Genomic DNA, 26,645 nt, shown 5'->3' with positions numbered 1-26,645 from the left:
GTCTACTCTCAAGTAAATACCCGGGGCCTTAGCTCAGCTGGGAGAGCGCCTGCTTTGCACGCAGGAGGTCAGCGGTTCGATCCCGCTAGGCTCCATTAACGACAATGGTCGTTATGCTTTGTTCATTGAAAACTGGATATCGAAGAAAAAATCAAAACAAGTAACACACACCGAGTTGAAATGTTAAAAGAGTTTTTTAATAAGTTCAACGCTTATTTTCTTGAGCAACCTTCTATCGCTAGAAGAAGTACTCAAAACCGACCGTAAGGTCAAAGGTTAAGTGAATAAGGGCGCACGGTGGATGCCTTGGCACTAGGAGCCGATGAAGGACGGGACTAACACCGATATGCTTTGGGGAGCTGTAAGTAAGCTATGATCCAGAGATTTCCGAATGGGGAAACCCAGCATCTTTTATAGGATGTTACGTCTGCGTGAATACATAGCGCAGTCGAGGTAGACGCAGAGAACTGAAACATCTAAGTACCTGCAGGAAGAGAAAGAAAATTCGATTCCCTGAGTAGCGGCGAGCGAAACGGGAAAAGCCCAAACCAACAAGCTTGCTTGTTGGGGTTGTAGGACTCCGATATGGTAGTCTATTCAGATAGTCGAAATACTTGGAAAAGTATGTCAAAGAGGGTAAAAACCCCGTAGGCGAAATTTGGATAACACCTAGGAGGATCCTGAGTACGGCGGAACACGAGGAATTCCGTCGGAATCCGGGAGGACCATCTCCCAAGGCTAAATACTCCCTAGTGACCGATAGTGAACCAGTACCGTGAGGGAAAGGTGAAAAGCACCCCGGAAGGGGAGTGAAATAGATCCTGAAACCGTGTGCCTACAACAAGTTAGAGCCCGTTAATGGGTGATAGCGTGCCTTTTGTAGAATGAACCGGCGAGTTACGATAGCATGCGAGGTTAAGTTGAAGAGACGGAGCCGCAGCGAAAGCGAGTCTGAATAGGGCGAATGAGTATGTTGTCGTAGACCCGAAACCATGTGATCTACCCATGTCCAGGTTGAAGGTGCGGTAAAACGCACTGGAGGACCGAACCCACGTACGTTGAAAAGTGCGGGGATGAGGTGTGGGTAGCGGAGAAATTCCAAACGAACTTGGAGATAGCTGGTTCTCTCCGAAATAGCTTTAGGGCTAGCCTCGGAATTGAGAATGATGGAGGTAGAGCACTGTTTGGACTAGGGGCCCATCTCGGGTTACCGAATTCAGATAAACTCCGAATGCCATTCATTCATATCCGGGAGTCAGACTGTGAGTGATAAGATCCATAGTCGAAAGGGAAACAGCCCAGACCACCAGCTAAGGTCCCCAAATAACTATTAAGTGGAAAAGGATGTGGGGTTGCACAGACAACTAGGATGTTGGCTTAGAAGCAGCCACCATTTAAAGAGTGCGTAATAGCTCACTAGTCGAGTGACCCTGCGCCGAAAATGTACCGGGGCTAAATAGTTTACCGAAGCTGTGGAGTGCACCATTAGGTGCATTGGTAGGAGAGCGTTCTAAGGGCGTTGAAGGCAGATCGTGAGGACTGCTGGAGCGCTTAGAAGTGAGAATGCCGGTATGAGTAGCGAAAGACAGGTGAGAATCCTGTCCACCGAATGACTAAGGTTTCCTGGGGAAGGCTCGTCCGCCCAGGGTTAGTCGGGACCTAAGCCGAGGCCGACAGGCGTAGGCGATGGACAACAGGTTGATATTCCTGTACCCGTTGTTTTTGTTTGAGCAATGGAGGGACGCAGGAGGCTAAGAAGTGCAGACTGATGGATATGTCTGTTCAAGCAGTAAGTCTTGGTAGGAGTCAAATGCTTCTACCTATACGGACAAGCTGTGATGAGGAGGGAAATAATAGTACCGAAGCTTCTGATGTCACACTGCCAAGAAAAGCTTCTAGTGAGAAAACAACGGCCCGTACCGCAAACCGACACAGGTAGTCGAGGAGAGAATCCTAAGGTGAGCGAGAGAACTCTCGTTAAGGAACTCGGCAAAATGACCCCGTAACTTCGGGAGAAGGGGTGCTGCTCTAACGAGCAGCCGCAGTGAATAGGCCCAAGCGACTGTTTATCAAAAACACAGGTCTCTGCAAAATCGAAAGATGACGTATAGGGGCTGACGCCTGCCCGGTGCTGGAAGGTTAAGAGGAGTGCTTAGCGTAAGCGAAGGTACGAATTGAAGCCCCAGTAAACGGCGGCCGTAACTATAACGGTCCTAAGGTAGCGAAATTCCTTGTCGGGTAAGTTCCGACCCGCACGAAAGGCGTAACGATTTGGGCACTGTCTCAACGAGAGACTCGGTGAAATTTTAGTACCTGTGAAGATGCAGGTTACCCGCGACAGGACGGAAAGACCCCATGGAGCTTTACTGTAGTTTGATATTGAGTGTCTGTACCGCATGTACAGGATAGGTAGGAGCCGTAGAGATCGGGACGCCAGTTTCGATGGAGGCAATGGTGGGATACTACCCTTGCGTTATGGCCACTCTAACCCGCAGCCCTTATCGGGCTGGGAGACAGTGTCAGATGGGCAGTTTGACTGGGGCGGTCGCCTCCTAAAAGGTAACGGAGGCGCCCAAAGGTTCCCTCAGAATGGTTGGAAATCATTCGAAGAGTGTAAAGGCAGAAGGGAGCTTGACTGCGAGAGCTACAACTCGAGCAGGGACGAAAGTCGGGCTTAGTGATCCGGTGGTTCCGCATGGAAGGGCCATCGCTCAACGGATAAAAGCTACCCTGGGGATAACAGGCTTATCTCCCCCAAGAGTCCACATCGACGGGGAGGTTTGGCACCTCGATGTCGGCTCGTCGCATCCTGGGGCTGTAGTCGGTCCCAAGGGTTGGGCTGTTCGCCCATTAAAGCGGCACGCGAGCTGGGTTCAGAACGTCGTGAGACAGTTCGGTCCCTATCCGTCGCGGGCGTTGGAAATTTGAGAGGAGCTGTCCTTAGTACGAGAGGACCGGGATGGACTTACCGCTGGTGTACCAGTTGTCTCGCCAGAGGCATCGCTGGGTAGCTATGTAGGGAAGGGATAAACGCTGAAAGCATCTAAGTGTGAAGCCCACCTCAAGATGAGATTTCCCATTTCTTTAAGAAAGTAAGATCCCTGAGAGATGATCAGGTAGATAGGTCAGAAGTGGAAGGCCAGTGATGGTTGGAGCGGACTGATACTAATCGATCGAGGACTTAACCAAAAAGAAAAAGCACGTAAACTCGTAGCGTTTTGATTTCTTCGATCCAGTTTTGAGTGAGCAACACTTACTCAATTGAATAGTGTGGTGGCGATAGCAAGAAGGATACACCTGTAACCATGCCGAACACAGAAGTTAAGCTTCTTAGCGCCGATTGTAGTGAAGGGTTTCCCTTTGTGAGAGTAGGACGTCGCCACGCGTTTTTTTTACCTTATGGGGGTTTAGCTCAGCTGGGAGAGCATCTGCCTTACAAGCAGAGGGTCAGCGGTTCGATCCCGTTAACCCCCATATGAGTCGTTAGCTCAGTTGGTAGAGCATCTGACTTTTAATCAGAGGGTCACAGGTTCGAGCCCTGTACGACTCATAGTAATAACCTATGCGGGTGTGGCGGAATTGGCAGACGCACTAGATTTAGGATCTAGCGCCTTCGGGCGTGGGGGTTCAAGTCCCTTCACCCGCACTTCATTGCCGGCTTAGCTCAGTTGGTAGAGCATCTGATTTGTAATCAGAGGGTCGAGGGTTCAAGTCCTTTAGCCGGCATCAGGAATACGCGGAAATAGCTCAGTGGTAGAGCACCACCTTGCCAAGGTGGGGGTCGCGGGTTCGAACCCCGTTTTCCGCTTTGCCTTAGCAATTTTCAGCCGGGGTGGCGGAACTGGCAGACGCACAGGACTTAAAATCCTGCGGTGAGTGATCACCGTACCGGTTCGATTCCGGTCCTCGGCATTTCTTAATATGCGCCCATAGCTCAATTGGATAGAGTGTTTGACTACGGATCAAAAGGTTAGGGGTTCGACTCCTCTTGGGCGCGCTTTAATAACGGGAAGTAGCTCAGCTTGGTAGAGCACTTGGTTTGGGACCAAGGGGTCGCAGGTTCGAATCCTGTCTTCCCGATACTTTTACAAAAGGGGCCTTAGCTCAGCTGGGAGAGCGCCTGCTTTGCACGCAGGAGGTCAGCGGTTCGATCCCGCTAGGCTCCATATCATTTGAATAAATGATTCTTTTTTACGCGGTGTAGCTCAGCTGGCTAGAGCGTCCGGTTCATACCCGGGAGGTCGGGGGTTCGATCCCCTCCGCCGCGATTTTTTAAGAGCCTGGACCTTTAGCTCAGTTGGTTAGAGCAGACGGCTCATAACCGTCCGGTCGTAGGTTCGAGTCCTACAAGGTCCATTGTGGCATTGTATCTGTTTTATTATGGAGGATTACCCAAGTCCGGCTGAAGGGAACGGTCTTGAAAACCGTCAGGCGGGTAAAACCGTGCAAGGGTTCGAATCCCTTATCCTCCTTAACTGTCTCTTTTGTTGCGAGCAAAAGAATCACAGTCCTTTAATTACTGAAAAGTAATTACTTATCGCGGGATGGAGCAGTCTGGTAGCTCGTCGGGCTCATAACCCGAAGGTCGTAGGTTCAAATCCTGCTCCCGCAATTGCTTTTGTTTTCAAAAGCGCAATAAAAGCTAAATATGGTTTGGTAGTTCAGTTGGTTAGAATGCCTGCCTGTCACGCAGGAGGTCGCGGGTTCGAGTCCCGTCCAGACCGCCATGCGGGTGTAGTTTAGTGGTAAAACCACAGCCTTCCAAGCTGTTGTCGCGAGTTCGATTCTCGTCACCCGCTTTAGCTTTTATTTTTTGGGGCCTATAGCTCAGCTGGTTAGAGCGCACGCCTGATAAGCGTGAGGTCGATGGTTCGAGTCCATTTAGGCCCATCAAAATGTAGTCATACATTTGGGGAAGTACTCAAGTGGCTGAAGAGGCGCCCCTGCTAAGGGTGTAGGTCGGGAAACCGGCGCGAGGGTTCAAATCCCTCCTTCTCCGTTTTTTTATTGGTCCGTTGGTCAAGTGGTTAAGACACCGCCCTTTCACGGCGGTAACACGGGTTCGAATCCCGTACGGATCATTTTTTACTTTTGGAGGATTACCCAAGTCCGGCTGAAGGGAACGGTCTTGAAAACCGTCAGGCGGGTAAAACCGTGCAAGGGTTCGAATCCCTTATCCTCCTTAACTGTCTCTTTTGTTGCGAGCAAAAGAATCACAGTCCTTTAATTACTGAAAAGTAATTACTTATCGCGGGATGGAGCAGTCTGGTAGCTCGTCGGGCTCATAACCCGAAGGTCGTAGGTTCAAATCCTGCTCCCGCAATCGCTTTGTTTAACGGCAAAGCAGCAATACAAAGCTTCTGGTTTGGTAGTTCAGTTGGTTAGAATGCCTGCCTGTCACGCAGGAGGTCGCGGGTTCGAGTCCCGTCCAGACCGTTGTTTTTGGCTCGGTAGCTCAGTTGGTAGAGCAATGGATTGAAGCTCCATGTGTCGGCAGTTCGATTCTGTCCCGCGCCATAGGAATGCGGGTGTAGTTTAGTGGTAAAACTACAGCCTTCCAAGCTGTTGTCGCGAGTTCGATTCTCGTCACCCGCTTTGCATTTTTTATTTAGGGCCTATAGCTCAGCTGGTTAGAGCGCACGCCTGATAAGCGTGAGGTCGATGGTTCGAGTCCATTTAGGCCCATTACATTTTCAAACTGGTCCGTTGGTCAAGCGGTTAAGACACCGCCCTTTCACGGCGGTAACACGGGTTCGAATCCCGTACGGATCATGCAAACACTCTTGAGAGTGTTTTTTTATTACCCAAAAATGATCTTTTTTATCATTTTTCAACTACGAAGGGTCAAAATTTGTTATAATCAGTCCGTTGCAAGTTCCCGAAAGGATTCGCAGCTGCGAAGATGCCTTGTAACCGAAACATATATTAGGGGGAATACAAAAATGACAGAGAAACACTTATTTACATCAGAGTCCGTTTCAGAAGGACACCCAGACAAAGTAGCCGACCAAATCAGTGATGCCATCTTAGATGCGTTGCTTGCCGAAGATCCAATGGCTCGGGTTGCTTGTGAAACGTCAGTTACCACCGGATTGGTTTTAGTTTTTGGAGAAATTTCTACTTCTGCTTACGTAGATATCCAAAAAGTCGTCCGTGAAACCATCAAAGAAATCGGCTATACACGAGCAAAATTCGGCTTTGACGGCGATACGGTTGCTGTTTTAGTAGCGATCGATGAGCAATCACCAGATATCGCTCAAGGCGTTGACGATGCTTTAGAAAGTCGCGGAGAAACGGATAAAGAAGATATCGGTGCCGGTGACCAAGGCTTGATGTTTGGTTTTGCCGTTGATGAAACACCTGAATTGATGCCTTTACCAATCGCATTGAGTCATCGGTTAGTCCGTCGATTAGCAGAGTTGCGTAAAAACAATGAACTAAGCTACTTGCGTCCAGATGCAAAATCGCAAGTAACTGTTGAATATGATGATAACGATCAACCACAAAGAGTGGACACCGTCGTTATTAGTACCCAGCATGATGATGCGGCTGATAATGAAACGATCCACCGTGATGTCATTGAAAAAGTGATCAAAGAAGTGATCCCTGCCGATTTTTTAGACGAGCAGACAAAATATTATATTAATCCTACTGGTCGTTTTGTGATCGGCGGTCCTCAAGGGGATGCCGGTTTGACAGGCAGAAAAATCATCGTTGATACTTATGGCGGCTATGCTCGTCATGGTGGCGGTGCGTTTTCTGGAAAAGACGCAACCAAAGTTGACCGTTCAGCCAGCTATGCGGCTCGCTACATTGCCAAAAACATCGTAGCAGCAAAGCTAGCCAAAAAAGTGGAAGTCCAATTAGCCTATGCGATCGGTGTGGCACAACCCGTGTCGATCAGCATCAACACTTTTGGTACAGGAACCGTCAGTAACGATCGCTTGATTCAAGCGGTGCGGGAAAACTTTGATTTGCGACCAGCAGGAATTATTGAAATGTTAGATTTGCGCCGTCCGATTTATCGTCAGACTGCCGCTTACGGACATTTCGGTCGTACAGATATCGATTTGCCATGGGAACGCACCGACAAGGTGGCGGCACTTTTGGCAAGTGTGAAGGATTAAAAGAGGCGACCTCTATTGATGACTATCAATAGAGGTTCTTTTTTTTGGAGTAAAAGGAGGAGTTACATGCGAACCAATGTAAAATTAGTCACTATTGCAGTTTTTGTCGCAACGTTTATGACCGCGATCGAAGGAACGATCATTACGACAGCGATGCCTACCATCGTTAGTTCATTGAAAGGAATCGAGATCATGAACTGGGTCTTCTCGATCTATCTTTTGACCAGTGCGATGTTGACCCCGATCTACGGCAAGTTTGCCGATAATATCGGCCGCAAACCAGTCTTTCTATTTGGTACGCTGCTGTTTATTATCGGGTCGGCGTTTTGTGGGATGGCCAACACAATGTTGACGTTGATCATTGCCAGAGCATTGCAAGGATTAGGCGCAGGGGCCATGATGCCCGTTGCCCTAACGATCATTGCGGACCTGTATCCTGTTGAAAAGCGGGCGAAAGTCTTAGGGCTCAATAGTACTGCTTGGGGGATCGCCAGTGTCGTTGGTCCCTTAGCCGGTGGATTGATCGTAGATACGATCGGGTGGCATTGGATCTTCTTTATCAACGTGCCCATCGGATTAGGGTTGATCGCCTTAATTTGGTTTTATTTTCATGAAGAAAAAAAGGCCTTTGCTGCAGTCAACATTGATTATGCAGGCAGTCTCTTGTTGATGTTGACGTTAGTAGGGCTCCTGCTAGGCTTCCAATTGCTAGGAGATTATGGTGTAAGTCTGCCTGTTATCGGTCTGTTCGTTTTTTCTGTCCTCACGTTTATCGGCTTCATTCGTGTGGAGAAAAAAGCAGCAGATCCGATTATTGATCTGAAGCTGTTCCACTCAAAACTATTTGTGGTGGTCAACATCGTAGCAGCTTTGGCTAGCGGCTTCCTGATGGGGATCGATGTTTATATCCCAATGTGGATGCAAGGGGTCTTAGGCATGAGTGCGGGGATTGGCGGGCTTGTGTTGGCACCGTTGTCGATTTTATGGATGATTGGTTCCTTCTTAGCCAGCCGTTGGTTGACACAACACAGTGTCAGTTGGGTCTTGACGGTTAGCTTAGTGATCACGGCTACCGGTGCCTTGTGGTTGTTTTTGACACCGGCACAGACATCATTCTGGTTGTTCTTGGTGATTTCTTCTATTACGGGCGTCGGATTAGGGGCAACGATGGTGGTTTGTACCGTTACTGCCCAAACCAGCGTTGCACCCACCCAAGTCGGCGTGGCGACTTCTTTCAATACGCTGCTGCGAACGATTGGGCAAACCATTATGGTGGCGGTCTTCGGTATCGTTTTAAACACCAGCAATAGCGTGGGCTTGGCACAGGCGCAAGTCACTGACAGCAGTGTCATGAATCAGCTGGTTGATCCAGCCGCCGCGCGTCAGCTGCCAACAGCCTTATTAGGGCAATTACGGGAGATTCTTTATAGCGGTCTACACTGGGTTTTTGGGATCGGTGTTTTACTCATTGTGCTAGCGATTGGTTTGACCCGCACGATTTCGCGAGAATCTGGTACAATATAAAAAAAGGATCGCAGGTGATTGTATGGCTTTTTTACAAGCAAATATCTATTCAAATGTTCTTGAAATGGAGGTAATGATCGATGTGATCTTGCCTCAAAGTACCAAGAAAAAAATCGGTACGCAAAGCCAATCGACGGGCACAGATCTCCCGGTGCTTTATTTATTGCATGGGATGAACGGAAATCATAGTGTCTGGCAGCGACGGACGTCGATCGAGCGATATGCCGCAGAGTATCAACTAGCGGTCATCATGCCGTCTACTGATCTGGGCTGGTATACCGATACGACCTACGAAATGAAGTATTGGACGTTTATCGCCGAAGAATTACCACAAATTTGTCATGAACTGTTTCCTCAACTGACGCAAAAACGAGAAAAAACTTTTGCAGCAGGTCTCTCGATGGGGGGCTATGGGGCAGTAAAACTTGGGCTGCGCAAGCCTGACCAGTTTGCGGCGGTAGCGTCTTTGTCTGGCGCATTAGCGCTGGCTGAAAGCATGGATTCCTTGCTGCAGCTGCGAAGCCAAGCTTATTGGGAAGGAATCTTTGGCCCTTTAGAGCAATTCAAAGGGTCAGAAAATGATTTGATCCATCTGATTGAGACCATCGATCCAAGCACCGCGCCGCGCTTTTTTATTAGCTGTGGAACCGAGGATCAGCTGTATCCGGCAAGTGAATATGCGGTGGATAAGCTGCAAAAACGCAAACTAGCCGTAACGTTTGAATCGGGAACTGGGGATCATGATTGGAATTTTTGGGATCAATGGATCCAACGAGTCCTGCAATGGCTTTTTAGTGAATAAAAAAACCATCAGTCGATCGACACCTTAACGTGCCGAGGACTGATGGTTTTTTCGTTCGATACAAAATAAGATCGGCGGCTGGTTGCGCTGATTGATAAATTGATAGGAAAGGACATTATATTCCTCTTGCGGCAGCTGCTGACAAAAGGAGTGGACTTCTTTCAGCTCTGCTTCGCCGCCAGCGTGTCCATAATAGCAGACGAGGATGATTCTACCTTTCGGGGCTAAACGTGTCAGTAAAGCTTCTAAAGCCGTTTTCGTTGTATCAGGCAGCGTGATGATCGCTTTGTCCCCTTTCGGCAAGTAGCCTAAATTGAAAATGGCGGCGTGAACCGGACCGCTCACAACATCTGCCAACGTCTCATGGCCTTGATGGATCAGCTGGACTTGCGCCAACAGCTCTTTTTCAGTCAAACGTTTTTTGGTGGCTTGGAGGGCTTGTTCTTGAATATCAAAAGCAAACACCTGACCAGTCGGTCCAACTAAGGAAGCCAGTAATTCCGTGTCGAAGCCGTTGCCCATCGTGGCATCAACGGCGGTTTGTCCCGGTTGCAGAACTTCTTTTAAAAGGGTGTGGCTATAATGCATGGCGGTCGGCAGCATTGACAAGCTCCTTTCGCACGTTGAATTTCCCTTGATAGGAGTTGCGGCGTAGCATTTCTTGATCGATCTCATTCAAGACTTCCCATTTTTTCAAACTCCACATTGGACCTACCAGAGAATCCCATGGTGCATCGCCTGTCAAGCGATGAATGATGATCTCTGGGGGGATCATTTCTAACTGATCGCAGATCAATGACACATAGGTATCGCGCCGCATCAATTGCAAACGTCCCTCATGATAATCCCGCAGCATCCGAGTATTGCGCATCAAATGCAGCAGGTGCAGTTTGATGCCTTGGATATCAGAATCTTGAATGGTGCGTCGGACGTTTTCTTGCATCATCTCGATCGTCTCGCCTGGCAGGCCATTGATCAAATGGGTACAGACACGAATATTGTGTTTGCGCAGGCTGGCGACGCCGTCTAAGTAGGTTTGATAATCATGGGCGCGGTTGATGGCATTGCTCGTGGTTTCAAAAGTCGTTTGCAGTCCTAATTCGACCCATACATAAAAGCGTTGATTGAGCTCTGCCAGATAGTCAACGACATCTGCTGGTAAGCAGTCTGGTCGGGTCCCAATGGAGATCCCGACAACACCAGGTAGTGTCAGTACTTGCTCGAAGCGCTCGCGGATCACTGCCACCGGTGCGTGGGTGTTCGTAAAATTTTGAAAATAGACAATGTATTTGTCCACTTGCGGCCACTTTTTGTGCATCATGGCGATCTCTTTTTCAAACTGCTCTGGTAGCGGGGCTTCAGGTGCTACGATCATATCGCCAGAGCCGGACACACTGCAAAATGTACAGCCGCCTTTGGCAACGGTGCCGTCACGATTGGGGCAGTCGAAGCCCGCATCGATGGGAACTTTAAAGATTTTTTCGCCAAATTCTTGCCGCAAAGCAAAGTTCCATGAATGGTATCGTTTGTTTTTATCTTCTGCATAAGGAAATGGATTCATTTTTTTACCTTCTTTTATAATTGTTTACGCGTGAAGCGCCAGACAAAACGTTTTTGCAAGTAGTAAGGGTAGGTCAACAGTAGCCAAGACAGGCCGACACAAAAACCGCCTAACACATCACTGGGAAAATGCACGCCAACATAGATGCGGCTGATGCCGATACAACTGATCAATAGGCCTAGCAGAATACGGAGTCCCCATTGCCAAAAAGGCTGCTTGAAGAAAACCGGGACCAAGAAGAGCAATGTCCCATAAAAAACCATACTGCCTGTCGAGTGTCCGCTGGGGAAACTAAAACTTGATTCCGTGACTAAGTGTTCAAGGGTTGGTCGCTCCCGTAAAAAGACCAGTTTGATCAATGGATTAAAGAGCCCGGCAATCCCGATGGTGCCGATACTGAGCCATAGTGCTTCTGCATAATATTTATTGATCACTAAAACGGCTAAAACAGCAAGAAAGAGCAAGATGATCGTGGTAGGATTCGCAAATTTTGTGACCCATAGAAAAAACGGTGTCCAAAATGGATAGCCGGTGCGGATGATGCGAGTCAAGGTTTCGTCAAAGGAGACCAACCAAGTAGGATAAAATTTCACGAGATAGCCGAGAAAAACGAACAGCAGTAAAAAGCAGCTGCCGGCAAATTGAAAATAAAGTTTTTTATGCATGGAAAAGCCTCGTTTCTAGAGAATTTCTGTCCCTTCAAGCAAAGAGACATCTAGAAGGTATTATAGCATTTATCGCAAGACGGAAAAAGCAGGGAACCATTCAGGGAGCATCCCACTGCCAAGGAATATTTTTCGTTGGGTTAAATACAAACTCTTCATTTCAATAAATGTTCGTTTGATTACAAAGAGTTTACAGTTTCTGAAATCGGCTCAAATACCTTTTATAAATTCTTAAGAAATTGTATACTAAACCTACGTTCACTATAAGGAAAAAACGGAGGAATAACGGACATGAACACGAGTCAATCAAGAAAAGTACATCGTCAAGCAGACCAATCGGGCGATAAGTATCGAGTGATCAAAAAAAGTGCAGTTGTTTTAGGAACGACACTGACTGCTTGCTCTGTTGTAGCTCCATTGGTGTCATCGGTTCAAGCAGAAGCCGTAGAGACCTCGATCGCCCAAGTTTCTACTAGCAATTTTGCCGCGCCGAATACTTCCGCATTTATTGCCGAAATCGCTACTTACGCTCAGCCCGTGGCACAAGCCAACGATTTATATGCTTCTGTGATGATCGCACAAGCCATTTTAGAAAGTGGTTGGGGCCGAAGCAGTTTATCAAAAGCACCGAATTATAATCTATTCGGGATCAAAGGCAGCTACAACGGTCAAACCGTTTATATGAGTACTTTGGAGTACTTGAACAATCAATGGTTGACTATGAATGAACCCTTTAAGCGCTACCCATCATACACGCAATCATTCGAAGATAACGCACGTACTTTACGCTCAACCTCTTTACAAAGCGGCGTTTCATATTATTCTGGCGCTTGGAAAAGCAATACGACTTCATATCTTGATGCAACCGCATGGCTAGCAGGCCGCTATGCGACTGCACCCAATTATGCTTCTTCCCTGAATGCAGTGATCCAACAATTTGGTTTGACGCAATACGACACACCTGCTTCTGGCAATGCCGGTGGTGGTGCCACAGCTAGCGCATCAACCAATACTACGACTACAACGGCGGCTGTCAGCACGAGCGGCAGTCAAACGTATACAGTCGCTTCGGGCGACTCTGTATGGTCGATCGCTAACAAACATGGCATCTCCATGGACCAGTTGCGCAGCTTGAACAACATCAAAAATGATTTTGTTTATCCAGGGCAAACGTTGAAAGTTAACGGCAGCACCCAAAGCACTTCGGCAACTTCTACGGTATCGATCGTCAATCGTAATACTTCAGCAACTACATCAGGCAACACCTATACCGTAGTTTCTGGTGATTCAGTCTGGTCGATCGCCAATAAACATGGGATTTCAATGGATCAATTCCGCAGTTTGAACAATATCAAAAATGACTTTGTCTACCCAGGACAAAAAGTTGTCGTCAGCGGTGGTTCGTCTACGAATACCAGCAGTACCACGACCGTCAGCACTGCATCAACTGCTAGCCAAAGCAGTGGCGGTACCTATACAGTTGCAGCGGGTGATTCAGTCTGGTCGATCGCCAACAAACATGGGATCTCCATGGATCAATTTCGCAGTTTGAACAATATCAAAAATGATTTTGTCTACCCAGGACAAAAAGTTGTCGTCAGTGGTAGTTCCGCAACGAGGACAAGTACAACAACGAGCACGACCGTCAGCAGCCAAACCAGCAGCAGTGCTGCAGGCAACACCTATACGGTGGCAGCGGGGGATTCAGTCTGGTCAGTTGCCAATAAACACGGGATTTCGATGGACCAATTCCGCAACTGGAACAACATCAAAAATGATTTTATCTATCCAGGACAAAAGGTGGTCGTCAAGCAAGGCGGCACGGCAGCTACTACCAGCACTTCAGCGACAAATGGTACTTACAAGGTCGCATCGGGTGATTCCGTTTGGGGGATCGCAGATAAGTTTGGCATCACGACGGATCAATTTATTCAATGGAACAATATTCAAAATAACTTTATTTACCCAGGACAAACAGTTAGGGTAAAATAGATTGCTATTCCTAATGATTTTTGTTAGGATAAGTGCAAAGAAACTTTCACGTTTGAGAAGGAATAGTAGAAGTACGGTGGGACTTTTAGAGAGTGCATGGTTGGTGGAAATGCACAGCACACCTTTCGAACTCGTCTTCGAGTGATATCTGACTGAACCTGATTTGGCTAGGCAGATACGGCGATGGCCGTTAAAACATCGAGGTCTGCTTTTTTGAGGAGCAGATAAACTTAGGTGGTACCACGTTGATAACGTCCTATAAAAATCATAGCGATTTTTATAGGACTTTTTTTAAGTTTTGCTGGTTGATTTGACGAGCAAAGCACCAATTTTTAGGAGGAGTCCATCGTGAATTACAATCACAAAGAAATCGAAAAAAAATGGCAAAAATATTGGGCAAAGAAAAATGAGTTCAACACCCATGATGAGCCGGACAAACCAAAATTTTATGCGCTAGATATGTTCCCATATCCATCCGGACAAGGATTACATGTCGGACATCCAGAAGGCTATACGGCTACGGATATCTTGAGCCGCTTCAAACGCAGCCAAGGGTACAATGTACTGCACCCAATGGGCTGGGATGCCTTTGGTCTGCCTGCCGAACAATATGCACTAGATACAGGAAATGATCCAGCGGAATTTACGAAGAAAAATATTGAGACCTTCCGCCGTCAAATCAATGCGCTAGGGTTCAGCTATGACTGGAATCGTGAAATCAATACGACAGATCCTGAATATTACAAGTGGACGCAATGGATCTTTACCAAGCTTTATGAAAAAGGGTTAGCTTATGAAGCCGAAGTTCCGGTAAATTGGGTACCAGAGCTTGGAACTGTGATCGCCAATGAAGAAGTCATTGACGGCAAGAGCGAACGGGGCGGCTATGATGTGATCCGCAAACCGATGCGCCAATGGATGCTAAAAATCACGGCATATGCTGATCGTTTATTGGACGATTTAGAAGAAGTTGATTGGCCAGAAAGCATCAAAGAAATGCAACGCAATTGGATCGGACGTTCTGTCGGAGCCAACGTAACGTTTAAAGTGGCAGGGATGGAAAAAGACTTTACCGTCTTTACGACTCGACCAGATACCTTGTTTGGTGCGACCTACGCTGTATTGGCACCAGAACATGAGCTAGTGGCCCAAATCACTACCCCAGAACAAAAAGCAGCCATTGATGCCTATGTAGAAGAAGCATCGAAAAAATCTGATTTGAACCGAACAGATTTGGCCAAAGAAAAAACCGGTGTCTTCACTGGTGCCTATGCCATCAATCCCGTGAATGGCAAAGAGATCCCGATTTGGATCGCCGATTACGTTTTGGCTTCTTATGGAACAGGTGCGATCATGGCGGTTCCTGCCCATGACGAACGTGACCACGAATTTGCCAAAACATTTGGCTTAGAGATCATTCCTGTATTGGCAGGGGGCAACGTGGAAGAATCTGCCTATACCGAAGATGGACTGCATATCAATTCAGACTTTTTGGATGGGCTAGACAAAGAGACAGCCATTGAAAAAATGGTCGCATGGTTGGAAGAAAACCATGTTGGGAAAAAAGAAGTCAGCTATCGTCTTCGCGATTGGTTGTTCTCTCGCCAACGGTATTGGGGTGAACCAATCCCAATCATCCATTGGGAAGATGGGACGACCACAGCGCTTTCTGAAGATCAGCTGCCATTGCGTTTGCCAAAAACCGACAATATCAAACCAAGCGGTACTGGGGAATCGCCATTAGCTAATGTCACGGATTGGGTCAATGTCACCGATCCAGAAACTGGGAAAAAAGGACGTCGCGAAACCAATACGATGCCACAATGGGCAGGAAGCTCATGGTATTTCTTACGCTTTATCGATCCTCATAATAAGTCTGTTTTGGCAGACTATGATAAATTGAAACGCTGGATGCCAGTCGATATTTATATCGGTGGGGCGGAACACGCTGTCTTGCATTTGCTTTATGCTCGCTTCTGGCATAAATTCTTGTATGATATCGGTGTCGTACCAACGAAAGAACCATTTGAAAAATTGTTCAACCAAGGGATGATCCTTGGGGAAAACAATGAAAAAATGTCGAAATCCCGCGGCAACGTCGTCAATCCAGATGATGTCATCAATCAATACGGTGCAGATACTTTGCGTCTATATGAAATGTTTATGGGACCATTGGATGCATCGATCGCCTGGAATGAGAATGGCCTTGAAGGCAGTCGCAAATTCTTGGATCGCGTGTGGCGCTTGATCGTCGATGAAAATGGCAAAATGCGCGACCGCATCACGACATTCAACGATGGAAAATTGTCGAAGGTGTATAACCAAACGGTTAAAAAAGTGACGGAAGATTATGAACAGCTGCATTTCAATACAGCGATTTCCCAATTGATGGTCTTCGTCAATGAAGCGTATAAAGCTGATGCCTTACCTTACGAGTATGTCGAAGGATTTGTGCAGCTATTGGCTCCAATCGCACCGCATATCGGTGAAGAGCTCTGGTCGATCCTCGGGAATGACCATGGGATCTCTTATGTGCCTTGGCCAACCTATGACGAAAGTGCCCTAGTGGAAGATGAGATCGAAGTCGTCTTTCAAGTCAACGGCAAAGTTCGTGCTAAAGCAATGGTTCCAGCAGACGCAGAAAAAGCTGTGCTTGAACAATTGGCCCAAGAAAACGAACTTGTCCAAGAACAGCTGCAAGGAAAAACAATCCGCAAAGTGATCGTCGTACCCAATAAATTGGTCAATATCGTTGCAAACTAAACGCTAAAAAAGTAGCTGCCTAACAGGTCAATGGTCTGTTAGGCAGCTTTTTGGTAGCGACAAAGAAAAAAAGTGTTACTGAGTGGTTCTCAGCAACACTTTTTTGTTATTTTTTGCGAATGATACCATAGAACAAAGCGGCTGTTGCGACCAATGGAATCAAGATCACTAGTAGAAAGCCGTTTGGATACGTAGCGCGAGTGAAAATTTCTGATGAAGCATCACTTCCGCCAAATAGATGATTGGAAATCATGAACTGAGCCATCATAGCAACGATTGCGACAAAACCAATTGCAGCACCAGTACCGACGAATAATTTTTTCTTTGCGTTGTTCATTACATTTGCCCCTTTTATAGTCTCTATGTATCATTATACAAAATTTGGATACGTGTTCAATCTGATTTTGTCAAATAATTGATTCGTAATACACTTGAAATGTTTCTGACATATTTAAGCGCTAAAAAAGCCAAATTTCCGCTTGTTAGCGATCATATTATTCGCTGATCCTCACAGACTCTCGTATAATAAAGAAAGAGAAAAGAAAGAGGGGACTTACATGGAGTATCAATCATTTGAAGGCCAAACGGCTTTTTTTGAAGATTATGCACGGATTGCCAAACCTGGTTATGAAGAAGAGGCAGTCACTGCCGATGTCTTGGAACAGTTGAATCAACAATTAACAGAAGAAGAGCTGTTTTACCGTTTAGCAGCCGAAGATGCCAAAGAAGGGCAAGTCTTTTTGTTTCCTTTCAGCAAGCGAATGTTTACCGAAGACCTTGACGCTGCCATTTCAACAGAATTCCGTTATGATGGCGCACCCTATGTCTATGAGACTTACGAAGATGAACAACCTTAATCACACAGGAAAAAAGCTTTCAGATGATTTAATGGATCATCTGAAAGCTTTTTTTGTTGAGACAACTTGTTGCTATTGGTGCTTGGCTTGCTGCTGCGCTAAGGTCAAGTCACCGATGTAAGGGACTTTTTTTCCAGCGACTTTCAAGTATTGTTCGGCGCCTTTGCCCGCAATAATCACGATATCACGACCGTCTGCTTCAGCGATCGCCAATTTGACGGCTTGAGCCCGATCCATCTCATGAATGATGGCAACTTCAGGATTGGTGATAGCATCTGCAATTTCTTTTGCGATCGCAGCTGCTTCTTCAAAATCAGGATCATCGCTGGTCAGGTAGACTTTGTCCGCATATTCTCCTAGCGCTCGTCCCATATCTGCTCGGCGAGATTGGGCTTTTCCGCCAGCACTGCCAGTGACAAAAAGCAGGCGGCCATCTGGGCGTAATTGACGGGCAAGTTCACTTAATGATTGGAAGCTCAGGTAATTGTGGGCATAGTCAACGATCATGACGGCGCCATTTTCTTTTTCTAAAACGATCATTCGTCCAGGGATGATCACTGTCGGCAGGACTTTCTGAGCGTCCTTACGAGAGGCACCCGCTAAGCAGGCAGCCAAAATCGCCGCTGCGGCATTCTCATGGTTGAAAGAACCTAAGATCCCCAGTTGATATTCACCAGAGACCTGCAAGACATCAGAAGCAGCTGTCAGGGCAAAACTCTTTAGGTCCATTCCTTCTTGGACGACATAATCGGCGTCTGAACGTCCGTAGGTGATATAAGGAACTTGATGGACTTCACAAGTTTCTCGCAGCAAGTGGTAGTGATCGCTTTGACGATTTAAAATCATTTGTTTGCTGTTGCGGATCAGTTCCCGTTTGCAGTAAAGGTAATCATCATAAGTCGGGTGTTCCACCGGTCCAATGTGATCAGGCGAAATATTCAAGAACGCGCCAATATCAAAGGTAATGCCGGCGACCCGTTTGGTTTTATACGCTTGAGAAGAAACTTCCATTACAAGATGGGTCATGCCGTTTGCAACAGCCTCAGCCATCATTTTATAAAGATCCAGTGTTTCGGGAGTCGTCAACACTGCTTCATTAAAGGTTTTTCCATCGACTGAGTTTTCCTCCGATGAAAAGAATGCTACTTTTTGACCCGTCGATTCTGCTAAAATCGCCCGAGCAAAATAGGCGCAGCTGGTTTTGCCTTTTGTGCCAGTGATGCCGATGGTCACTAGCTGTTCTTGCGGGTTACCATAAAACGCTTGAGCGATCACTGCCATCGTTTCTCGAATGTCCGTAACAATGATCCCGTAGGTTGCGAAGTTGTCATAAGGTGTTTCTGAAATGTAGCACTGAATGCCTTGATCAATGGCGGCGGCCAGGTAGCTTTCTTTAAAAGAAGCCCCTTTACAGAAAAAAAGCGTTGCCGCATTGGCCGTTCGCGAGTCGTAACTTAAGGAGGTAAAGGCAATATCAGTCATTTCTTGCGGCACGGTATAAACCCAATCAGTGGGGGTGATGATTTCTTTTAGTAGGTTTTCCTGCAATAAGAGTTTGCGGATCTGTGGCACGGTAATGAGTTCCTTTTGCATCGTTGTTCTCCTTCATTCCTCTAAAGATTTCTCTTATTATAGCATAACTCCTAAAAACCGCCGTTTAGGAGGGAAAAGTTTTCTTTTTTTTCTTCTTATTTTGAAGAAACTTTAAGATGTTGCAAAAATAGATTGCGACCAACTCTTTTTCGAATTAAAATGGAAGGGATATGTTTGTAGAAAGTTGGAGATAATGGCGATGGATAATCACATGCGTTCAGTGTCAAAAGAATTAACTACACAAGAAAAAATGGCTCAAGGATCTGCTTGGATGACAATGGGCAATATCGGTTCACGTTTGCTTGGCGCCATTTACATTTTACCTTGGTATTATTGGATGGGGGCAAATGCAGATAAAGCAAATGCGTTATTTGGGATGGGCTATAATGTTTACGCCTTATTTTTAATGATCTCAACTGCTGGGATTCCATCGGCAATTGCCAAGCAGATTTCTTTTTATAATTCTCGCCAAGAATACCGCACCAGCCAGAAGCTCTTTTTAAGGGCCTTCCAATTGATGGCAGGCTTTGGCGTGGTGACCGCCGGAATCATGTATTTGGCAGCCCCATGGTTGGCAACGGCTTCAGGTGGCGGGGAAGAATTGATTCCTGCAATGCGCTCATTGAGCATTGCACTATTGGTCTTTCCTTGTATGAGTGTTATGCGAGGATACTTCCAAGGAAACCAAGACATGAAACCTTTTGCGATCTCGCAAGTTGTCGAACAAATCGCCCGCGTCTGCTATATGCTTTTGGCGACCTTCATCATTATGCGGGTTATCGAAGGCGAATACACGGCGGCTGTGACGCAATCGACCTTTGCCGCCTTTATCGGTGTCTTAGCCAGTATTTTGGTTTTAGGCTATTACTTCCAAAAGCAACGGGTACGGATGGACGTCTTAGTCGATATGAGCAAAGAAGAAACCGTGTTGCAAACCAAAGAATTGGTTTTAGCGACCATCAAAGAAGCGATCCCTTTTATTATCGTTGGTTCTGGGATCACGATTTTAAAATTGGTGGATCAATACACCTTTGTGCGGATCATGAGTAGTTTTACTGAATTTTCAAATGATCAGCTCTTAGAATTAATGGCGATTTTCGGTAGCAACCCTGATAAGTTGACGATGGTGGTTATCGGATTAGCTACTTCCATGGCTTCAACAGGCTTGCCTTTGATCAGTGAAGCAGTCGCCAAAAAAGACAAAAAGAACTTAGCTAAATTGATCAGCAATAACTTACAATTGTATTCCTTTGTAATGTTCCCAGCGACCTTTGGGATGATCGTGCTGTCTTATCCCTTATACACCTTGTTTTATCGTCCAGATGCGTTAGGAGCGAGCGTTTTAGTCGCTGCCTGTCTGTCTGGTCTGGTCTTGGGCTTGTTTATGCTTAGTTCTAGTATGCTGCAAGGAATGTACCACAACAAAGAAGCCGTTGTTTTCTTCTTTGTAGGGTTGCTGGTGAAGTTGATCCTGCAGTATCCAGCGATTCGGTTGTTCCAAGTTTATGGCCCATTAGTTTCCACGACGATTGCTTTAGGGATCGTCTGCTGGCTGAACATTCGCAAGATGATACGCAAAGGCCATTTCAATGTAAACTTAACGTTGCGACGGACGTTATTGATTGGCGCGATGACGATCATTATGGTGATCGCAGCGTTGATCGCCCGCCAACTCTTTGGTCTCATCTTTAGCTCTGAAAGAAAAGTCCAAGCCTTTATCTTGAGCTTGCTAGTAGCAGGAGTCGGTGGCAGTGTGTACATCTACATTGCGCTGAAATTGCGTTTAGCTGAAAAACTACTCGGCTCATCAATGGTTCGTTTACGCCAGAAATTACACATCAAATAAAACTAGAAGCAGCCGCTGAGCCTCCTTTGTGAGACCTTGGCGGCTGTTTTATATGAAAGGAAGAAACCGATGCGTTTAGACAAGTTTTTAGCGGATATGGGTTATGGCTCCCGCAAAGAAGTGAAACAGTTGATCAAAAAAGGTCTCGTGACCGTCAATGGACAAGTCATCAAGAGTGACAAAGCGCAAGTACTAGAAACACAAGATACCGTTTGTTTTGAGGGGGAACCCATCGTCTATCAAAGCCAGTTTTATTATTTGCTGAATAAACCCGCTGGAGTGATTTCGGCAACCGTCGATTCCTATGAAGAGACGGTCTTAGATTTGTTTTCTGAAGAAGCGTTTCGCGAAGATTTGTTTCCAGTAGGACGGTTGGATAAAGACACCGAAGGCTTTTTGCTGATTACGAACGATGGCGGATTGGCGCATCAATTATTGTCGCCTAAGAAGCATGTGGAAAAAGAATATTATGCCCAAGTCGAGGGAATCATGACAGCGGAGGATCAAAAAACCTTTGCCAAAGGCATCAAATTAGACGGCGAGTGGACCTTGCCGGCTGAACTGCAGATCCTCAACGTCGATGAAGACGAAACGCGCAGCGAAATCAAACTGATCCTCCATGAAGGCAAGTTTCATCAAGTCAAACGGATGGTCCATGCAGTAGGAAAAGAAGTCGTTTATTTGAAACGGATTCGCATGGGAGGCCTGTCCCTGCCAGATGATTTGGCATTAGGCGAGTATCGGGAATTGACTCCTGAGGAATTGGCGAAGCTGCAAGAGCGAGGATAAGACGATCGGCGAGCTAAAGAAATTCTTATGAAAGTTGTTATTCGGCTGCAATATTTGTAAAAAAAGCCCGTTTTATAGGTGATTTACATGAAAGTTTGCAACAATAGACTTTAAACTGTTGGAAAAACCCTCTTTTTTTTCATGAATAAGCATGTTAAAGTAGCCAAGCTACTAAAAAAAGAAGGAGTTACCTCATTGAAGAAAAAGATTTTTTTATTGCTCGCCCTTACGTTGCCGCTTTTCCAGCCAGCTATCAGTTATGCTGCTGAAACCAAGAGCAGCGAGGAACTGACGGTTTTGACCACAGAACTAGCCTCTTATGAAGACGAAGTCACCACCAGCCAACAGAAAGTCACAGCGTTGGAAAGTCAATTAGCGGATTATCAGGAAGAATTAAGCCAACTGGCAGAAGAAAGCAAGGAAGTTCAAACGCAGATCACTGCACTAAATGATCAAAAAGCCCAGCACCAAGGAAGCCAAGCGCAAAGCAGTCTGGTAGTCGATGGACCGCAAGCCACGATCCAGCAACTACGCAAGTTTAGTGAACAACAAGCGGCTTTACGGGAAGTGAACCAACAATTGGCGGAAAAAGAAGCCGAACAACAACGAATCACTTCGTACCAAACCTTGACGCAAGCCCAATTAGTACATAGCGAAGAACAATTAGCAACAGCCAAAAAAGAATTGCAGTCCCAACAAGAGCAGCTGCAGCAGACGCAAGCCCAAGTGCAAGACCTACAAGAAAAAGTGGAGCAAGAAGCAAAAGCAGCTGAAGAAGCGAAACAAAAAGCCAAAGAAGCAGCGGAGAAAGCGGCAGCCAGTGAATTTTCACTGCCAATCACTGGCTCCGTGTCGATCTCCAGCGGTTTTGGTACTCGAGCAGACCCGACTGGTTTTTCAGGGACGCAGCATGACGGGATCGACTTCACAGGTCAAGCGGGGGAGAAAATCGTCGCCGCTCGTGATGGACAGGTAGAAGATGCTGGCTATGGCCCAAGCACTGGAAATTACGTGATTTTGGCTCACGATAATGGCTTTTACTCGTATTATTTTCATTTAACAGCTGTCAGTGTCTCAAAGGGGGCGACCGCTGCAGTCGGCGACCAAGTCGGTACGATGGGGACGACTGGAAATTCGACAGGCGTCCATCTGCACTTTGGACTGAGTAAGACGTTGTGGTCAGAATTCGTTGATCCAGCAGCTTACTTACCGCTATAAACCAAAATACCAAGTAGAAGCATGGAGAAAATCATCTGAAACCAAAAAGCATGACTGACAAGAGGGATTCCTCAAGTCGTCATGCTTTTTGGTTGCTTACCACAAGCCCGGTTGAGCGATGATCACTAACTGTTCTTTGGTAAAAGGATGCTCTAGATGCAATTCGTAGCCATGCAGCAGCAAACGTGGCGCTGGTTTGTTTTGGTAAAGCGGGTCGCCAACGACTGGATGACCGATGCTGGCAAGGTGGACGCGAATTTGGTGGGTCCTACCAGTTTCTAACACACAATACACATTGGTTGTCTTTTGTTGGGCGTGAGCGATGGTTACATGGGTGACGGCTGACTGACCGTTGCGGGAGTCAATGATCCGCTTGCGACGATCGTGACGGTCACGACCGATTTTTTTGGCGATCGTTTGATCTTGCGTAAGTTTCCCCAAAACAGTGGCTTGATAGCGACGGAAAATCTGTTTGTTTTCCAGCATTCGGCCCAAGATCGGCAACACCAAAGGATTTTTTGCAAATAAAACCACACCGCTGGTTTCTTTGTCTAGACGATGGACCACATAAGGCTGCTGCTGTTTCGGCGCAAGGTAAGCAGCTGCATCATTCAACAGAGTATCTGCTTCTAATGGCTGATTTGGGTGCGTCTTGACCCCGGCAGGCTTGTTCAGCACCAATAAGTGTTCATCTTCAAAAAGTACGTCGACTTTGTCCGCTTGGCCTAACTGGATCGGCTGGTAGCTGTAATCACTGTCTTCAATGATCAAAGTGATTTGATCACCCCCACGAACTTCTTGATGAAACATCGCGGGCTGCTGATTGACGGCCACATTTTTCCGTGTGCGCAGAAAATGGCGCACTTTTCGTGGAACGAGCCACTCCTGTTCCAACAAATCGCGAAGCGGCATGGGCGGGTGATTTTCGGGTAAAGTCATGGTGTATTCCATAATAACGTCCTTTCTTTGCTATTCGCTACCGACTATTATAGCATCTTTAAGCTTTTCTTATAAAAAAAACAATAAAAAACAGAGTATTCAATGCTAGAATAATAAAGCATTCTTTTCGAATGAAATTACGTCTAGAGCCGTATAACAAAGAAAGTCATTTATGCTACACTTAACCAAAGGAGCGTGAAGTAATGGATTGGAAACACATCCTTCACAAAATAAAGACCGGTTGGCTGACCTTTTGGCGCTGGTTAAAACCGTATTTGCAGCAATTTCATCAATGGCGCAAGCGGGTTTGGAAAAAATACCACGTAAATAAAATTTTTATTTTACTTAGTTTAGTTGCTATCTTAATCATGAGCGGGTATTTATTTTATATCGCCAAAAATACGAAAGTCAGTGAATTAGAGTCAGGTCTGAAAGAATCGACGGTGATTTTTGATGCCAATGGTGATGAAGCAGGGCAGTTGTACTCGCAAAAAGGCACGTACGTTTCTCTTGATGCCATCTCCAGTGATGTGGTCAACGCCTTGATCTCAACCGAAGACCGCAACTTCTATAATCACCACGGGTTTGATATCAAAGGGATCGCTCGGGCAGCCCTACGTATGCTGGTCAACCGCAGTGCCGAAGGCGGTGGGGGAAGTACCATCACCCAGCAGCTTGCTAAAAATGCCTATCTGTCCTTGGATCAAACCTTTAGTCGAAAAGCCAAGGAGCTTTTCTTAGCGATCGAGATCGAGAAGAAATATTCTAAAGATGAGATTTTAGAAATGTATTTGAACAGTTCCTATTTCGGTAACGGGGTTTGGGGCATTCAAGATGCTTCGCTAAAATATTTCGGTGTCAATGCTTCTGAACTAAGCGTGGGAGAAGCTGCGACGTTGGTGGGGATGCTCAAAGGTCCTTCGATCTATAACCCGATCGACAATCTGGAAAACGCCACGAACCGTCGCGACACCGTCTTGAGTTTGATGGTGGATAACGGCAAGTTGGACCAGTCCGTTGCTGACCAAGAATCACAAGTTGTCTTAGCCAATTTACTTTATGATGGATTTGGCAATTCAGAATCTGGCTATAAGTATCCTTATTATTTCGATGCGGTCATCGACGAAGCCGAATCCTATGGGTTGGACGCCGATGATGTCATGAATCGCGGCTACAAGATCTATACAGCCCTGGATCAAAACTACCAAGCACAAATGGAAGCTGCCTATAAAAACGATGCCTTGTTCCCTGAAAATGCCGCTGATGGCACGATGGTGCAATCTGGCTCTGTCGCACTTGATCCGAATACCGGTGGGGTGCAAGCGGTGGTGGGTCGTCGTGGTGAGCACGTCTTTAGAGGATTTAATTTTGCCACGCAAATGAAACGTTCACCAGGTTCCACGATCAAACCGATCAGCGTCTTCGCCCCTGCCCTAGAAGCTGGGTTTGAACCGGACAGTGTCCTGAAAGACGAGCCTCTTGATTTTTATGATGCTCAAAACTTTGACGGGACCTATGCTGGCGAAGCAGTCATGTATCAAGCCCTCGCCCAAAGTTTGAATCTGCCAGCAGTTTGGCTGCTGCATGAGATCGGCTTAGATCGCGGGTATAGCAAAGCACAAGAATTCGGTCTTTCCTTGACCGAATCCGACAAATATTATGGCTTAGCATTAGGTGGTTTGGAAAAAGGGGAATCTCCAATGACGATGGCAGCAGCGTATGGCGTTTTCGCTAATGGCGGGTATTACTACAAACCGCATTTGATCACCAAAATCGTTGATTCAACTGGTGCCGTGATCGTTGACAATACGTCTGTGCAAGGCAAACGCGTGATTTCTAAAGAGACCGCTGATAAAATGACGAGCATGATGCTAGGAACCTTCTCTAACGGGACGGGGGTTAGTGCTAGTCCGTACGGCTTTACGATCGCCGGTAAGACGGGTACGACAGAGACCAACTTTGATGCTTCTAAGGTCAATGACCAATGGATCGTCGGCTATACTCCTGATATGGTTCTGTCAACCTGGCTAGGATTTGAACATGTGAGTGAAGATCATTACTTAACGGGAACTAGCGGACAAGTTGTTGGGAAAATATTTAAAGCAGAGGCCGAAAGCTTACTGCCTTATAGTCAAGGCACCCAATTCCAAGTTGCAGACGCTTATTGGACAGGCGGAAAATTAATGGCAGCCGATGAGGTACCAGATCCTGATAGCAGTACGTCACAAAATAGCAATGATTGGCAACAAACCATCGATGACTTTGCCGAAAGCGCCAAAGAAGGTATGAAGGAATTCGGCAGCAAGATCAAAGAAGGAACGAAAGAATTGTTTGGCGGCTTGTGGAATTCCATTAGTGGAAATTAAAGGAATTAGGCAACTGCTAGTCTAGAACCTGAGAAGAATGGTATACTAGAAAAAAAGAGGAGGCGTCAAAATGGCAAATATTTATGATACAGCAAATCAATTAGAACGTGAATTACGGGAGTCAGAACAATTTCAAGATCTGAAAGGTTCTTTCGACCGTTTGAAAGCAAATGAAGAAGCGTACGCGTTATTCAAAGAGTTTCAAGAGTTGCAACAAAGCCTGCAACAAAAAATGATGGCTGGCGAAGAAATGACGGAAGAAGAAGCGCAAAAAGCCCAAGAATTATCGCAAAAAATTCAACAAGACGGCATCGTTTCTGACTTGATGCAAAAAGAGCAAGCCTTCAGTTTAGTAGCCAATGACTTGAACCGCATCATCATGGGTCCTGTAAGAGATCTATACGAAGCGTAATCGCCAACAAACAAAGACCAAAGAAGCAAGTGAAACTTCAGAGAAACCGGCTGCAACTGCAAGAGTCGTTTCCAAAGAAGTTTCAAAAGCGCTTCTTTGGTTTTTTTTATGAAAAAGGCGAACAAATTTTCGTATTTTGCTGACGAAATGACTGATAAATGTTATGATAGAAGCATTAAGGAGGGAGAAAG

17 protein-coding genes, 26 tRNA genes, 2 rRNA genes, 1 riboswitch and 1 other annotated feature are annotated in these 26,645 nt (G+C 46.3%); of the genes, 39 read left to right on the top strand and 6 right to left on the bottom strand.

Going from position 1 to position 26,645, the window contains the following annotated elements:
* The first annotated feature begins 22 nt into the window (after window positions 1–22).
* The 31 genes from IGJ17_RS15285 (at window position 23) to IGJ17_RS15135 (ending at window position 9,453) form a co-directional block, all read left to right on the top strand.
* Window positions 23–95 (top strand) — tRNA-Ala (locus tag IGJ17_RS15285).
* Window positions 96–274: 179 nt separating this feature from the next.
* Window positions 275–3,189: ribosomal RNA gene (locus IGJ17_RS15280) — 23S ribosomal RNA — on the top strand.
* Window positions 3,190–3,269: 80 nt separating this feature from the next.
* Window positions 3,270–3,385 (top strand): 5S ribosomal RNA (gene rrf, locus IGJ17_RS15275).
* A 16-nt stretch (window positions 3,386–3,401) separates the two neighbouring features.
* Window positions 3,402–3,474: transfer RNA gene (locus tag IGJ17_RS15270), tRNA-Val, on the top strand.
* A 3-nt stretch (window positions 3,475–3,477) separates the two neighbouring features.
* Window positions 3,478–3,550: transfer RNA gene (locus IGJ17_RS15265), tRNA-Lys, on the top strand.
* 14 nt (window positions 3,551–3,564) lie between these two features.
* Window positions 3,565–3,646, top strand: a tRNA-Leu gene (locus IGJ17_RS15260).
* 7 nt (window positions 3,647–3,653) lie between these two features.
* Window positions 3,654–3,726, top strand: a tRNA-Thr gene (locus IGJ17_RS15255).
* 10 nt (window positions 3,727–3,736) lie between these two features.
* A tRNA-Gly gene (locus tag IGJ17_RS15250) sits at window positions 3,737–3,808 on the top strand.
* 18 nt (window positions 3,809–3,826) lie between these two features.
* A tRNA-Leu gene (locus IGJ17_RS15245) sits at window positions 3,827–3,912 on the top strand.
* 11 nt (window positions 3,913–3,923) lie between these two features.
* Window positions 3,924–3,997: transfer RNA gene (locus tag IGJ17_RS15240), tRNA-Arg, on the top strand.
* Between the two features lie 9 nt (window positions 3,998–4,006).
* Window positions 4,007–4,080, top strand: a tRNA-Pro gene (locus tag IGJ17_RS15235).
* A 13-nt stretch (window positions 4,081–4,093) separates the two neighbouring features.
* Window positions 4,094–4,166, top strand: a tRNA-Ala gene (locus IGJ17_RS15230).
* A 28-nt stretch (window positions 4,167–4,194) separates the two neighbouring features.
* Window positions 4,195–4,268 (top strand) — tRNA-Met (locus IGJ17_RS15225).
* 14 nt (window positions 4,269–4,282) lie between these two features.
* A tRNA-Ile gene (locus IGJ17_RS15220) sits at window positions 4,283–4,356 on the top strand.
* Between the two features lie 26 nt (window positions 4,357–4,382).
* A tRNA-Ser gene (locus IGJ17_RS15215) sits at window positions 4,383–4,472 on the top strand.
* Window positions 4,473–4,538: 66 nt separating this feature from the next.
* Window positions 4,539–4,612: transfer RNA gene (locus IGJ17_RS15210), tRNA-Met, on the top strand.
* Window positions 4,613–4,650: 38 nt separating this feature from the next.
* Window positions 4,651–4,727 (top strand) — tRNA-Asp (locus IGJ17_RS15205).
* Between the two features lies 1 nt (window position 4,728).
* Window positions 4,729–4,799 (top strand) — tRNA-Gly (locus IGJ17_RS15200).
* A 17-nt stretch (window positions 4,800–4,816) separates the two neighbouring features.
* A tRNA-Ile gene (locus IGJ17_RS15195) sits at window positions 4,817–4,890 on the top strand.
* A 21-nt stretch (window positions 4,891–4,911) separates the two neighbouring features.
* A tRNA-Ser gene (locus tag IGJ17_RS15190) sits at window positions 4,912–4,999 on the top strand.
* A 10-nt stretch (window positions 5,000–5,009) separates the two neighbouring features.
* Window positions 5,010–5,081, top strand: a tRNA-Glu gene (locus IGJ17_RS15185).
* A gap of 12 nt (window positions 5,082–5,093) precedes the next feature.
* Window positions 5,094–5,183, top strand: a tRNA-Ser gene (locus IGJ17_RS15180).
* 66 nt (window positions 5,184–5,249) lie between these two features.
* Window positions 5,250–5,323: transfer RNA gene (locus tag IGJ17_RS15175), tRNA-Met, on the top strand.
* 39 nt (window positions 5,324–5,362) lie between these two features.
* Window positions 5,363–5,436, top strand: a tRNA-Asp gene (locus tag IGJ17_RS15170).
* Window positions 5,437–5,444: 8 nt separating this feature from the next.
* A tRNA-Phe gene (locus IGJ17_RS15165) sits at window positions 5,445–5,517 on the top strand.
* 7 nt (window positions 5,518–5,524) lie between these two features.
* Window positions 5,525–5,595: transfer RNA gene (locus tag IGJ17_RS15160), tRNA-Gly, on the top strand.
* A 16-nt stretch (window positions 5,596–5,611) separates the two neighbouring features.
* Window positions 5,612–5,685, top strand: a tRNA-Ile gene (locus tag IGJ17_RS15155).
* A gap of 15 nt (window positions 5,686–5,700) precedes the next feature.
* Window positions 5,701–5,772 (top strand) — tRNA-Glu (locus IGJ17_RS15150).
* A gap of 91 nt (window positions 5,773–5,863) precedes the next feature.
* Window positions 5,864–5,945: riboswitch (SMK box riboswitch) on the top strand.
* Window positions 5,943–7,127 carry a methionine adenosyltransferase gene (gene metK / locus IGJ17_RS15145; RefSeq protein ID WP_042890485.1) on the top strand — a complete coding sequence of 395 codons (1,185 nt, stop codon included), beginning with the start codon at window positions 5,943–5,945 and terminating at the stop codon, window positions 7,125–7,127. (Overlaps the previous riboswitch by 3 nt.)
* 66 nt (window positions 7,128–7,193) lie before the next feature.
* The gene (locus tag IGJ17_RS15140) at window positions 7,194–8,651 is read left to right on the top strand and encodes an MDR family MFS transporter (RefSeq protein ID WP_005233363.1); all 1,458 of its coding nucleotides are present in this window, start codon (window positions 7,194–7,196) and stop codon (window positions 8,649–8,651) included.
* A 22-nt stretch (window positions 8,652–8,673) separates the two neighbouring features.
* Window positions 8,674–9,453, top strand: a complete 780-nt coding sequence (locus IGJ17_RS15135) for an alpha/beta hydrolase (RefSeq protein ID WP_005227672.1) — start codon at window positions 8,674–8,676, stop codon at window positions 9,451–9,453.
* A 24-nt stretch (window positions 9,454–9,477) separates the two neighbouring features.
* Here the strand turns inward: IGJ17_RS15135 and IGJ17_RS15130 are convergent, their stop codons facing one another.
* The 3 genes from IGJ17_RS15130 to IGJ17_RS15120 are packed head-to-tail and all read right to left on the bottom strand — an operon-like array spanning window position 9,478 to window position 11,679.
* Complete coding sequence (locus IGJ17_RS15130) at window positions 9,478–10,056, bottom strand: tRNA (mnm(5)s(2)U34)-methyltransferase (protein ID WP_185953789.1); 579 nt, start codon at window positions 10,054–10,056, stop codon at window positions 9,478–9,480.
* Window positions 10,031–11,014, bottom strand: a complete 984-nt coding sequence (locus tag IGJ17_RS15125; RefSeq protein ID WP_144331058.1) for a TIGR01212 family radical SAM protein — start codon at window positions 11,012–11,014, stop codon at window positions 10,031–10,033. The genes IGJ17_RS15130 and IGJ17_RS15125 overlap by 26 nt, the downstream gene beginning before the upstream one ends.
* A 14-nt stretch (window positions 11,015–11,028) precedes the next feature.
* Window positions 11,029–11,679: a phosphatase PAP2 family protein gene (locus IGJ17_RS15120; RefSeq protein ID WP_008382009.1), complete on the bottom strand. Its 651-nt coding sequence runs from the start codon at window positions 11,677–11,679 to the stop codon at window positions 11,029–11,031.
* A 291-nt stretch (window positions 11,680–11,970) separates the two neighbouring features.
* Between IGJ17_RS15120 and IGJ17_RS15115 the strand changes: the two genes are divergently transcribed.
* Together IGJ17_RS15115 and leuS are read left to right on the top strand one after the other, a co-directional pair.
* A complete protein-coding gene (locus IGJ17_RS15115; protein ID WP_144331057.1) occupies window positions 11,971–13,671 on the top strand; it encodes a LysM peptidoglycan-binding domain-containing protein in 1,701 nt (566 codons plus the stop codon).
* 42 nt (window positions 13,672–13,713) lie between these two features.
* Window positions 13,714–13,933: a binding site (T-box leader), on the top strand.
* 86 nt (window positions 13,934–14,019) lie between these two features.
* A complete protein-coding gene (leuS, locus tag IGJ17_RS15110; protein ID WP_144331056.1) occupies window positions 14,020–16,434 on the top strand; it encodes a leucine--tRNA ligase in 2,415 nt (804 codons plus the stop codon).
* A gap of 106 nt (window positions 16,435–16,540) precedes the next feature.
* Here the strand turns inward: leuS and IGJ17_RS15105 are convergent, their stop codons facing one another.
* Window positions 16,541–16,771, bottom strand: a complete 231-nt coding sequence (locus IGJ17_RS15105) for a hypothetical protein (protein ID WP_005233376.1) — start codon at window positions 16,769–16,771, stop codon at window positions 16,541–16,543.
* A gap of 220 nt (window positions 16,772–16,991) precedes the next feature.
* Here IGJ17_RS15105 and IGJ17_RS15100 point away from each other — a divergent pair, with 220 nt between their 5' ends.
* Complete coding sequence (locus IGJ17_RS15100; RefSeq protein ID WP_008382014.1) at window positions 16,992–17,291, top strand: DUF5960 family protein; 300 nt, start codon at window positions 16,992–16,994, stop codon at window positions 17,289–17,291.
* Window positions 17,292–17,363: 72 nt separating this feature from the next.
* Here the strand turns inward: IGJ17_RS15100 and murE are convergent, their stop codons facing one another.
* A complete protein-coding gene (gene murE / locus IGJ17_RS15095; protein WP_144331055.1) occupies window positions 17,364–18,884 on the bottom strand; it encodes a UDP-N-acetylmuramyl-tripeptide synthetase in 1,521 nt (506 codons plus the stop codon).
* A 199-nt stretch (window positions 18,885–19,083) separates the two neighbouring features.
* Here murE and IGJ17_RS15090 point away from each other — a divergent pair, with 199 nt between their 5' ends.
* The 3 genes from IGJ17_RS15090 (at window position 19,084) to IGJ17_RS15080 (ending at window position 22,737) form a co-directional block, all read left to right on the top strand.
* On the top strand, window positions 19,084–20,730 hold the full coding sequence (locus IGJ17_RS15090; protein ID WP_008382016.1) for a putative polysaccharide biosynthesis protein: 1,647 nt from the start codon (window positions 19,084–19,086) through the stop codon (window positions 20,728–20,730).
* A gap of 69 nt (window positions 20,731–20,799) precedes the next feature.
* Window positions 20,800–21,519, top strand: a complete 720-nt coding sequence (locus tag IGJ17_RS15085) for a pseudouridine synthase (protein ID WP_008382017.1) — start codon at window positions 20,800–20,802, stop codon at window positions 21,517–21,519.
* 141 nt (window positions 21,520–21,660) lie between these two features.
* Complete coding sequence (locus tag IGJ17_RS15080) at window positions 21,661–22,737, top strand: peptidoglycan DD-metalloendopeptidase family protein (protein ID WP_429961591.1); 1,077 nt, start codon at window positions 21,661–21,663, stop codon at window positions 22,735–22,737.
* A gap of 96 nt (window positions 22,738–22,833) precedes the next feature.
* On the opposite strand, the gene IGJ17_RS15075 is transcribed toward IGJ17_RS15080, so the two are convergent.
* Window positions 22,834–23,688 carry an RluA family pseudouridine synthase gene (locus IGJ17_RS15075; RefSeq protein WP_016620005.1) on the bottom strand — a complete coding sequence of 285 codons (855 nt, stop codon included), beginning with the start codon at window positions 23,686–23,688 and terminating at the stop codon, window positions 22,834–22,836.
* Between the two features lie 191 nt (window positions 23,689–23,879).
* Here IGJ17_RS15075 and IGJ17_RS15070 point away from each other — a divergent pair, with 191 nt between their 5' ends.
* Both IGJ17_RS15070 and IGJ17_RS15065 read left to right on the top strand, forming a co-directional pair.
* Window positions 23,880–26,042 (top strand): PBP1A family penicillin-binding protein, encoded by a 2,163-nt coding sequence (locus IGJ17_RS15070; RefSeq protein WP_061053370.1) that lies wholly within the window; start codon window positions 23,880–23,882, stop codon window positions 26,040–26,042.
* A 70-nt stretch (window positions 26,043–26,112) separates the two neighbouring features.
* Complete coding sequence (locus IGJ17_RS15065) at window positions 26,113–26,454, top strand: YlbF family regulator (protein ID WP_005227708.1); 342 nt, start codon at window positions 26,113–26,115, stop codon at window positions 26,452–26,454.
* Window positions 26,455–26,645: the final 191 nt, after the last annotated feature.

This window comes from Enterococcus sp. DIV1096b, from assembly GCF_050498765.1.
GTDB lineage: Bacteria > Bacillota > Bacilli > Lactobacillales > Enterococcaceae > Enterococcus_D > Enterococcus_D entomosocium.
The sequence above is the reverse complement of the archived record's forward strand: the minus strand, read 5'-3'. Positions and strand labels throughout refer to the sequence as shown.

Bases quoted from the DNA above. Each gene is read 5' to 3' on its own strand.
- metK (WP_042890485.1), top strand. From the start codon at position 5,943: ATGACAGAGAAACACTTATTTACATCAGAGTCCGTTTCAGAAGGACAC.
- IGJ17_RS15140 (WP_005233363.1), top strand. From the start codon at position 7,194: ATGCGAACCAATGTAAAATTAGTCACTATTGCAGTTTTTGTCGCAACG.
- IGJ17_RS15135 (WP_005227672.1), top strand. From the start codon at position 8,674: ATGGCTTTTTTACAAGCAAATATCTATTCAAATGTTCTTGAAATGGAG.
- IGJ17_RS15130 (WP_185953789.1), bottom strand. From the start codon at position 10,056: ATGCTGCCGACCGCCATGCATTATAGCCACACCCTTTTAAAAGAAGTT.
- IGJ17_RS15125 (WP_144331058.1), bottom strand. From the start codon at position 11,014: ATGAATCCATTTCCTTATGCAGAAGATAAAAACAAACGATACCATTCA.
- IGJ17_RS15120 (WP_008382009.1), bottom strand. From the start codon at position 11,679: ATGCATAAAAAACTTTATTTTCAATTTGCCGGCAGCTGCTTTTTACTG.
- IGJ17_RS15115 (WP_144331057.1), top strand. From the start codon at position 11,971: ATGAACACGAGTCAATCAAGAAAAGTACATCGTCAAGCAGACCAATCG.
- IGJ17_RS15105 (WP_005233376.1), bottom strand. From the start codon at position 16,771: ATGAACAACGCAAAGAAAAAATTATTCGTCGGTACTGGTGCTGCAATT.
- IGJ17_RS15100 (WP_008382014.1), top strand. From the start codon at position 16,992: ATGGAGTATCAATCATTTGAAGGCCAAACGGCTTTTTTTGAAGATTAT.
- murE (WP_144331055.1), bottom strand. From the start codon at position 18,884: ATGCAAAAGGAACTCATTACCGTGCCACAGATCCGCAAACTCTTATTG.
- IGJ17_RS15090 (WP_008382016.1), top strand. From the start codon at position 19,084: ATGGATAATCACATGCGTTCAGTGTCAAAAGAATTAACTACACAAGAA.
- IGJ17_RS15085 (WP_008382017.1), top strand. From the start codon at position 20,800: ATGCGTTTAGACAAGTTTTTAGCGGATATGGGTTATGGCTCCCGCAAA.
- IGJ17_RS15080 (WP_429961591.1), top strand. From the start codon at position 21,661: ATGAATAAGCATGTTAAAGTAGCCAAGCTACTAAAAAAAGAAGGAGTT.
- IGJ17_RS15075 (WP_016620005.1), bottom strand. From the start codon at position 23,688: ATGGAATACACCATGACTTTACCCGAAAATCACCCGCCCATGCCGCTT.
- IGJ17_RS15070 (WP_061053370.1), top strand. From the start codon at position 23,880: ATGGATTGGAAACACATCCTTCACAAAATAAAGACCGGTTGGCTGACC.
- IGJ17_RS15065 (WP_005227708.1), top strand. From the start codon at position 26,113: ATGGCAAATATTTATGATACAGCAAATCAATTAGAACGTGAATTACGG.